General features: G+C 67.9%; 5 protein-coding genes. 4 read left to right on the forward strand and 1 reads right to left on the reverse strand.

Features of this window, described 5'->3' with window-relative positions:
* Window positions 1-29 precede the first annotated feature (29 nt).
* From ACFU8W_RS20325 to ACFU8W_RS20335, 3 genes are all read left to right on the forward strand, one after another.
* Window positions 30-1,007 carry a cation diffusion facilitator family transporter gene (locus tag ACFU8W_RS20325; RefSeq protein WP_345517794.1) on the forward strand — a complete coding sequence of 326 codons (978 nt, stop codon included), beginning with the start codon at window positions 30-32 and terminating at the stop codon, window positions 1,005-1,007.
* Window positions 1,008-1,255: 248 nt separating this feature from the next.
* Complete coding sequence (gene ahcY, locus ACFU8W_RS20330) at window positions 1,256-2,713, forward strand: adenosylhomocysteinase (RefSeq protein WP_384038907.1); 1,458 nt, start codon at window positions 1,256-1,258, stop codon at window positions 2,711-2,713.
* 182 nt (window positions 2,714-2,895) lie between these two features.
* Window positions 2,896-3,507 carry a hypothetical protein gene (locus ACFU8W_RS20335; RefSeq protein WP_384038910.1) on the forward strand — a complete coding sequence of 204 codons (612 nt, stop codon included), beginning with the start codon at window positions 2,896-2,898 and terminating at the stop codon, window positions 3,505-3,507.
* Here ACFU8W_RS20335 and ACFU8W_RS20340 read toward each other — a convergent pair.
* Window positions 3,504-4,454 carry an RDD family protein gene (locus ACFU8W_RS20340; RefSeq protein ID WP_384038913.1) on the reverse strand — a complete coding sequence of 317 codons (951 nt, stop codon included), beginning with the start codon at window positions 4,452-4,454 and terminating at the stop codon, window positions 3,504-3,506. The genes ACFU8W_RS20335 and ACFU8W_RS20340 overlap by 4 nt on opposite strands.
* A 119-nt stretch (window positions 4,455-4,573) precedes the next feature.
* On the opposite strand from ACFU8W_RS20340, the gene ACFU8W_RS20345 reads away from it, so the two are divergent.
* Entirely contained in the window at window positions 4,574-5,581 is a 1,008-nt protein-coding gene (locus ACFU8W_RS20345; RefSeq protein WP_384038916.1) for a stage II sporulation protein M, read from the forward strand.
* Window positions 5,582-6,000 lie beyond the last annotated feature (419 nt).

Raw genomic sequence — 6,000 nt, forward strand, 5'->3', positions numbered from 1 at the left:
CAGCATTGACGAAGGGACACCAGGCACCCATGAGTGCGTCAGGCGGAACCAAGGCGATCGTGGCGGCACTCGGCGCCAATCTCGCGATCGCAGTGGCCAAATTCGTGGCGTTCCTGTTCAGTGGCTCGTCGTCGATGCTCGCGGAGAGCGTCCACTCGCTCGCCGACTCGGGCAACCAGGGGCTTCTGCTGCTCGGCGGCAAGAAGGCCCAGCGCGAAGCCACCCCCCAGCACCCCTTCGGCTACGGCCGTGAGCGCTACATCTACGCCTTCCTCGTCTCCATCGTCCTGTTCTCGGTCGGTGGCATGTTCGCGGTGTACGAGGGCTACGAGAAGATCAAGCACCCGCACGAGATCGAGGCCTGGTACTGGCCGGTCGGCGTACTGGTCTTCGCGATCATCGCCGAGGGCTTCTCCTTCCGTACGGCCATCAAGGAGTCCAACGAGACCCGTGGATCGCTCTCCTGGAAGGAGTTCATCCGCCGCGCGAAGGCCCCCGAGCTCCCCGTCGTCCTCCTGGAGGACTTCGGCGCGCTGATCGGTCTGGTGCTCGCCCTCGCAGGTGTCGGCCTGGCCCTCGGGACCGGCAACGGCGTCTGGGACGGAATCGGCACCCTCTGCATCGGCACCCTGCTGATCATCATCGCGATCGTCCTCGCTGCCGAGACGAAGTCGCTGCTTCTCGGTGAAGCCGCCGGCACCGACCAGGTCGACAAGATCAAGGCCGCAGTCGTCGACGGCGAAACCGTCACCCGCATCATCCATATGCGTACGCTCCACCTCGGCCCGGAGGAACTGCTGGTCGCCGCGAAGATCGCCGTCCAGCACGACGACACCGCCACCGAGGTCGCCAACGCCATCAACGCCGCCGAGGCCCGTATCCGCGAAGCGGTCCCGATCGCCCGGGTCATCTACCTGGAACCGGACATCTTCAACGAGGCGGCCGCCGCGGCGGGCACCAATCCGGCCACGGCCCCCGACGCCGACCCGGCCGATTCCGGCCACTGACCCTCCCGATCCCTCGTCCGAACGCTCCCGGCCCCGAGTGGGCTGGGAGCGACTGGGCCGATCGGTGTAGATTCGATGACAGTGTCAGACGTCGCTGCTGATGGCGGTCGGCCGCTCCGCTCCTGCGGAACGGGCGAGGGAGAGAGGGCCTCCGACGGACTGCGCTGCGAGCGCCCGGGCATTCGTGTGCCCGCCGCCGCAGAGCCAGCCCTACCCACCCTCGACCCCATTACGAGGAGCAGCCCGTTATGACGACGGTCGCCAATCGACAGGACTTCAAGGTCGCCGACCTCTCCCTCGCGGAGTTCGGCCGCAAGGAGATCACGCTCGCCGAGCACGAGATGCCCGGCCTGATGTCGATCCGCAAGGAGTACGCCGACTCGCAGCCGCTGGCCGGCGCCCGCATCACCGGCTCGCTGCACATGACCGTGCAGACCGCCGTGCTGATCGAGACCCTGGTCGCCCTCGGCGCCCAGGTCCGCTGGGCCTCCTGCAACATCTTCTCCACCCAGGACCACGCCGCCGCGGCCATCGCCGTCGGCCCGAACGGCACCCCGGACGCCCCTGCCGGAGTCCCGGTCTTCGCCTGGAAGGGCGAGACGCTGGAAGAGTACTGGTGGTGCACGGAGCAGGCACTGACCTGGCCGAACACCCCCACCGGCGGCCCGAACATGATCCTCGACGACGGTGGCGACGCCACCCTCCTCGTCCACAAGGGCGTCGAGTTCGAGAAGGCCGGATCGGCCCCGGACCCGTCGACCGCGGACAGCGAGGAGTACGGCCACATCCTCACCCTGCTGAACCGCACCCTCGGCGAGGCCCCGCAGAAGTGGACCCAGCTGGCGTCCGAGATCCGCGGCGTCACCGAGGAGACCACGACCGGTGTGCACCGGCTGTACGAGATGCACCGCGACGGCACCCTCCTCTTCCCGGCGATCAACGTCAACGACGCCGTCACCAAGTCCAAGTTCGACAACAAGTACGGCTGCCGCCACTCCCTGATCGACGGCATCAACCGCGCCACCGACGTCCTGATCGGCGGCAAGACCGCCGTCGTCTGCGGCTACGGCGACGTGGGCAAGGGCTGCGCGGAGTCCCTGCGCGGCCAGGGCGCCCGCGTGATCATCACCGAGATCGACCCGATCTGCGCGCTGCAGGCGGCGATGGACGGCTACCAGGTCGCCACCCTCGACGACGTCGTCGCCCAGGCCGACATCTTCGTCACCACGACGGGTAACAAGGACATCATCATGGCCGCCGACATGGCCAAGATGAAGCACCAGGCGATCGTCGGGAACATCGGCCACTTCGACAACGAGATCGACATGGCGGGTCTCGCCAAGATCGACGGCATCGTCAAGGACGAGGTCAAGCCGCAGGTCCACACGTGGACGTTCCCCGACGGCAAGGTCATCATCGTGCTGTCCGAGGGCCGCCTGCTGAACCTGGGCAACGCCACGGGTCACCCCTCGTTCGTCATGTCCAACTCGTTCGCGGACCAGACCCTGGCCCAGATCGAGCTGTTCACCAAGCCCGAGGAGTACCCGACCGACGTTTACGTGCTGCCCAAGCACCTGGACGAGAAGGTCGCCCGCCTCCACCTCGCCGCACTCGGCGTGAAGCTCACGACGCTCCGCCCCGAGCAGGCCGCCTACATCGGCGTCGAGGTCGAAGGCCCGTACAAGCCCGACCACTACCGCTACTGATCCGGCGCTGATCCCGTCCGTCAGCGGCGCAGGTCGCCGCAGCCGGTGACCGGTCCAGAATTGTCCTGACGGACGGACCAGCCCCACCTTCAGCAGCAGATACGAGCGCAGGCCCCCGCACCCCCGTGTCGGGGGCCTGCGCCGTACCGCACCCGCACAGCCCGAGGAACCCGAAGGACCCCATGCCCCGCGGCCGTTATTCGCTCCACGATCCCCACGACCACACCCCCCTCGGCCAAGAACACTTCCAATGCGCCCCGGGCCCCTCCGGCTGGCGCTACGTCTCCCAGACCACCGCCCCCTCGGGCGATCACCTGGGCTCCGTCGACCTCACTCTCGATGAACTCGGCCGCCCCCTTCGCCTCGAACTCCACGCCGCGAGCTGGCAGATCCGAGGAGCCGCCCTCGAAGGCGTCACCTGGGTCCGCACCGACCCGACCGGAACCCATGCCACCGAAGGCAATGTCCGCGCCCACGCCTTCACCGGCACCTCCCCCGCTTTCCTCGTCGCGATCTCACGACTGCTGCGCCTCACCCCCGGTTCCCCCGCGACCCGCGTCCGCCTCGTCGCCTTCACGGACCCGGTCCTCGCTCCCCGTACCGTCGACCAGTCCTGGGCTCTGGTGAACAGTGAAGCGCACGCCACTGACAGTGGCCCCTTGATGGTGGACGAATACCAGGTCAGCGCCCTGGACACGGGCGAACAGCACACCGTCCACATCGCCGGCGACGTGGTCCTCTCGGCCCCCGGCATCGAGCTCGAAGAGCTGGAATCCCCGCCCTCCCCCCGCTAAGCAGGCGGAGCGAACCCGGTGCCCGGAGCCCGCACCGCGGACCCATCCGTCCCGGAATCCCCAGACGCCCCAGGGCTAGCAGGCCCCACAGGGGTTACCCACTCCATGGGCCCCGACGTGGTCCTCACGCCTCCCGCGCCCTCCACACCGCTCTGTCCGTCCACAGGCGGACCCGCGACCTCCGGGGAAATCCTCTGCGCAGCGGCGAACACCCGCCGCGCATCCCGTGCCTGCCGCTCGTTCACCACGCCGGCCAGATACGCCGCAGCCGGTACCCCTTCCGGAACGGGAACCCCCGTACGTGCCGCCAGCTCCCCACTCAGCCGCGTGGCCATCGACCACCCCACCTCCGCATCGAGCTGGTTCATCCGCGTCAGGTACTGCCGTATCGCCAGCCACAACTCGTCCGGCACCGCCGACAGATCAAGCGCGGCGAACCGCCCGACCAACCACGGTGGCGGAGGCGGCACGGCGACTCCCCGCCCCGCCGGCACCCGTTCCCGTACGACGAGCGTCCCCGCGAAGACATCCCCGAGCCGCCGCCCTCGCGCCGACACGAGCGACGCGATGGATGCGACGACCCCGAGCGTCATCAGAATCTCGACGACCCCCATCGCCCCACGCACCAGCGCGTGCCGGAACCGGATCGGCCCGCCGTCGTCCCGCACCACCCGCAGCCCGCATGCCAACTTCCCCAGCGAACGGCCGTGGCTGAGCGTCTCCACCGCGACGGGCCCGCCCACCAGCACGAGCAGAAACGTGGCGACGGCGATGGCCGCACCCGCCGCCTCGTCCAGTGTCACCGTCGCGACGGTCAGCCCGATCGACACCAGGATGAAAACCGTCCACACCACGACAAGATCGATCGCCAGAGCCAGCGCCCGACTCGGCAGTTTCGCCGGCCTCAGCCCCAGCACGACCGCGTCCCCGGTCACAAGCTCACTCATTGCCGCCCACCCTTCGCCGACCTTCCCTGCCCCTCGGGAGCTCAGTCTGCCAAGCTGACCCGCAGCGCGCCGCAGTAGTACGGACCCGTACGCACCCATGCCTGGAGCAGCAGCCGACCATGGATCTCGACGTCTTCGTGACAGCCCACCGCACCGAGTGGGACCGCCTGGAACACCTCCTGCACCGCGGGCGCCGTCTCACCGGCACCGAAGCCGACGAACTCGTCGCCCTCTATCAGCGGACGGCCACCCATCTCTCACTGATCCAGTCCAGCGCCCCGGATCCGATGCTCACCGCGCGCCTCACCCAGCTCGTGGCCCGCGCCCGGTCCACCGTGACAGGCACCCGCCGGGCCACCTGGCGCGACGCCACCCGCTTCCTGACTGCCGGCTTTCCCGCAGCGGTCTACCGCTCCAGGCACTGGTGGATACCCACGGCCGTCCTCTCGACGCTCCTGGCCGCACTCATGGGCTGGTGGATCGGCACCCACCCGGAGGTCCAGGCGGCGATCGCCGCCCCGGAAGACCTCCGTCGCATGACCAGTCCCGGAGGGGAGTACGAGACGTACTACTCCAGTCACCCGGCCGCTTCGTTCGCAGCCCAGGTCTGGACGAACAATGCTCAGGCGGCCGCGATGTGTCTGGTCCTGGGGGCGTTCCTCTGCTTGCCGGTGATCTGGATCCTCTTCGTGAACGTACTCAACCTCGCAGTCGGCATCGGCCTGATGTCGTCGGCCGGCCGACTCGACACCTTCCTCGGCCTGGTCCTCCCGCACGGTCTGCTCGAACTCACCGCGGTATTCGTCGCAGCCGGTACAGGCCTCCGCCTCGGCTGGACGGTCATCGATCCCGGCCCGCGGACCCGCCGCTCCGCCCTCGCGCAGCAAGGCCGAGCCGCCATCGGCATGGCCATCGGTCTGGCCCTGGTCCTGTTCGTCTCGGGCGTGATCGAAGGCTTCGTCACCCCCTCGGGCCTCCCCACCTGGGCCCGTATCGCCATCGGGATCGCGGCCGAGCTGGCGTTTCTCGCGTACGTCTACATACTCGGCGGCCGAGCGGCCCGAGCCGGCGAGGCAGGAGACCTCGACGCCACCGAGCGAAGCGCTGAGCTCCCGGCCGCCGCCTGATGTGCGTAGGGCCCCGCTGACCTGCTAGTCTTCCTCTCGCCCCAAAAAACCATTGACATGGTGGACATGGGGAGGTAGATTTCAACGGTTGAGTCGGACTGGACAGGTTCGAGTGCAACCGGTAGTGTTTACCTCGCTCTCAACGGAGACAGGGTCTCCGCAGAGCCATTGATTCTCTCTATATCGAGTAACGAAGCCGATGAGATCGGCCGAAATGCTTCTGATAAAGTCGGATCGGCCGAAAGGCAAAGGCCACTCCAAAGGCCACCGGAATCAAATTCGGACCGGAAACGGAAACGAAAAAGAGTCTGGTAAGGTTGGAACCGCCGGAAAGGGAAACGCGAAAGCGAAGAACTGGAAAGCGGAACCCGCTTCGACCGGGAATCGGACACGAAAGAGTCTGATAGAGTCGGAAACGC

The sequence above is a fragment of the Streptomyces sp. NPDC057565 genome, assembly GCF_042801455.1.
Classification (GTDB): Bacteria; Actinomycetota; Actinomycetes; order Streptomycetales; family Streptomycetaceae; genus Streptomyces; species Streptomyces yanii.